The 2,794-nt window shown below is 69.7% G+C and carries 5 protein-coding genes; all 5 read right to left on the reverse strand.

What is annotated here, in order from left to right; all coding sequences use genetic code 11:
• Positions 1 to 81: 81 nt before the first annotated feature.
• On the reverse strand, positions 82 to 480 hold the full coding sequence (locus tag JL475_RS38530; RefSeq protein ID WP_202282852.1) for a hypothetical protein: 399 nt from the start codon (positions 478 to 480) through the stop codon (positions 82 to 84).
• Positions 480 to 755, reverse strand: a complete 276-nt coding sequence (locus JL475_RS38535) for a hypothetical protein (protein WP_202282853.1) — start codon at positions 753 to 755, stop codon at positions 480 to 482. The genes JL475_RS38530 and JL475_RS38535 overlap by 1 nt, the downstream gene beginning before the upstream one ends.
• 84 nt (positions 756 to 839) lie before the next feature.
• Positions 840 to 1,256, reverse strand: coding sequence for a hypothetical protein (locus JL475_RS38540; protein WP_202282854.1), 417 nt, complete (start codon positions 1,254 to 1,256; stop codon positions 840 to 842).
• 65 nt (positions 1,257 to 1,321) lie between these two features.
• Entirely contained in the window at positions 1,322 to 1,633 is a 312-nt protein-coding gene (locus JL475_RS41020; RefSeq protein ID WP_307825327.1) for an Imm49 family immunity protein, read from the reverse strand.
• Positions 1,634 to 1,850: 217 nt separating this feature from the next.
• On the reverse strand, positions 1,851 to 2,396 hold the full coding sequence (locus JL475_RS38550; protein WP_202282855.1) for a hypothetical protein: 546 nt from the start codon (positions 2,394 to 2,396) through the stop codon (positions 1,851 to 1,853).
• Positions 2,397 to 2,794 lie beyond the last annotated feature (398 nt).

Below are 2,794 nucleotides of genomic sequence, written 5' to 3' on the forward strand. Positions count from 1 at the left end.
CGCGTCAACCACAGCCACCTCGCCAGACTCAAACTCCGCCTCGCCGCATGACAGTTGGGATTAGCCACCAAGATCGGGCAACTACTGGCCGGGGTGGACCGCCTGGACGCCGGTGCCCGCGTACGCCTTCGGTGTCAGGGTGAGCAGGAACCGTCCGGTGGGGTGTGCGGCCGAGGGGCGGGCGGCGTGGATGGCGTGGACGGCGGCCCAGGAGTGTCCGAAGCGCAGCAGCCCGGTGGCGGTCACCGCGGCGTCGGTGTCGAACGCCTCGATGCGGATGAACCGCAGTCCCTTGATGTAGCTGAGGAGCCCGGGCCGATCGGCGTCTCCGGCCGTCAATGACAGCACAGGCGCGTACAGGCTGCCCAGCCCGCCGGAGGCCTGCACATAGAACGCGGCGACCGCCTCGTTGAACGAATCCTTCGGGTCGTACAGCGCTACGGCGGTGGTGTGGTCGAGGACGACCGCGATCGCCGCCACTACGCGGCCGCCTGAGGGCCGTGCTGAGCGGAGCCCAGCCGCTCCAACAGGGTCCGAGCCTTCGCCTCAGCCTCCGGGCTCGGCGCGCTGCCCAGGGCGGCGGCGAGCTCGGCGCGGGCCAGCTCCGCGCGCTCGGCGTACTCGGCCTGGGTCGGGGTGTCCTGCGCGAGGTCCTCGACCAGGCCCCGGATGGTCGTGCCGTGCTCGGCCGCCAGCCGGGCCAGCCGGTCCCGTGCGGCCGTGCTCACCTTGATGCTCGTCTCGTCTGCTGCCATGTCCCGACTCTACCGCGATCCTCTACTGAGGGTAGAGGAAACGTTGCCGGTGCGGCTGCCGGAGCTGCCGCGCGGCCGCCGCGCTCACCGGCTGTCTTTGGCGGTGTCGCGGCGCGGCCGGTTCGGCTCCCTGCCGATCTGCGCGGTGACCTGCCGGATCTCTCTTTCGCTGTAGGCGGTGCGCACCCCGGAGAAGCTGAATCCAGCAGCGCGGGCTAGCTCCTCCAGCCCGTAGGGGCGACTGCCGTGGAACTCCCGGCCGTAGGCCAGCAGCTGGCGGATTTGAGCGTCGACGGCCTCCTTCTGCGCCTTCAGGTCCTCGAGCGCGAGCAGCAAAGGGTCGACCTGCTGGTCGTCGCTTGCGGCCTCCAGATGGAGGGCGTCCCTCTTGCCCTGCTCGACGGCCTGTTCGCGGGCGTCGCCGTAGCAGTCCTCGGGGATGACGCTGCCCGGCTCGGGCAACGGGTTGCGCAGGGCGGCCAGTTCTTCAATCGGATGCATGTTTGCGATGGTCACAAAATATTGCGCTGTTCGCAATGCCTGGGTGGGGATCGGGCGCTGGCCGGTTACGGCTGCGGGGTACTCACCAGCGCTTCGGGTAGATAGGCGAACCGGATGCCCAACTGCCAGCCGTGCGCGAGACAGGCCAGGGCGGCCAGCGTGACGGCCCCCACCGGCAAAAGGCTCCGGGCAGCCGGGTCGACGTCGACGCTCTCGCGATGGGCCACGAGTCGCTGCTGAAGGGCCTGCTCGAACGCTGCCTGCTCGTCGTCGAGCAGGACGCGCAACAGCCGCTGGTCCGGCGTCAGCGTGCCGGCCATATCGAGCTGCTCAGCCGCACGCGCCCGCTCGGCGGCGTCCGGCTTGCCCAGCGGCACCGGGCCGGGGAGCGCGCCGGGGTAGCGCCCTGGACGGCGGTCAGGTAGCCGCACAAGACATCCATCTCGGCGAGGTCGGCCGGGTCGGACACCGACTCCCGCTTCGAGTACGGAACGCTGTCACGGATGACGGGCGCATAGTCCTCGCGCAGCGGGCTCATCTGCAGAGCGAAGTACAAGATCACGTACACAGTGCCGACGACCGGGGCGCGGTGTGTCAGAGGGTGGTCCGCCAGCGGGGTGCCTCGTCGTCGGGCCGGTGCGGGCCGGCGAAGTGGAAGGGCACGTTGAAGTGTTCCGCCAGGGCGGTGCCGGTTTCCATGGCTTCCTGCGCCTCCGGCCAGGGCGGTACCTGCCCGTTGAGGACCCGCAGATCCGACCCGTGACGGATCCAGGCCAGGTCGACCTCGTGCTGCGGATCGTCGAGGACGGCGATGAGCACCACGAACCAGCCGTCGGTGTCCCCGTCCCAGACCGCCTCCAGCGCGGCCAGGCGCCCGGGCAGCCGACGGATTCCGGTGGCCACCGTCTCCACATCCCGCGGTAGTGCCGGGGCGCGGTCGAGCCGACCGGCCGGCTCCTGATGCCGGGCCATCACCGCACGCTGGCAGTCGTACAGGCCAGGTCGCGGCGCCGGGGCCTCCTCCAGGGCCTGCACGGCCTCCCTCGTGACCCGGATTGCCCGCAGACGGTCATTGCGCAGGACAAGACCGTCCACCCGCTCGCGTACCGACTCCGGCAGCGCGTCCCACCATGTCTCCATCCCGGCATTACAACCCTGCGGGGCATCGTCGACCGCACCGGGGCCACCGCCGTCGGCACCATGTACGTGATCTTGCACTTCGCTCTGCACCACACCGCCCGTCGGCCATCCAGGACGCCCAAGGGCGCCGCGCAAGCGCGGTCGGGCAGGCTCGATCCTGGACCGAGGCTAAAGTTCCTCGATACCGGGTGGCGAAGGGGGATGGTATGAGCGACGTGCCACTGCTCGAGATGAGAATTCCACGAGGAAAACTGCCCCGTCGGAGGCTGGTGACGTTCCTCGGGCTCTGTGCCGGGTCTGGAGCGCTCACACTGCTCCTAACGGCCCTCTCTGACATCGTCGGGTGAGACGTCCCGAAATGATCAGATATTGTGGGCGGGCACGACAGGAGCATCACC

The sequence above is a fragment of the Streptomyces sp. M2CJ-2 genome (assembly GCF_016757295.1).
Lineage (GTDB): Bacteria > Actinomycetota > Actinomycetes > Streptomycetales > Streptomycetaceae > Streptomyces.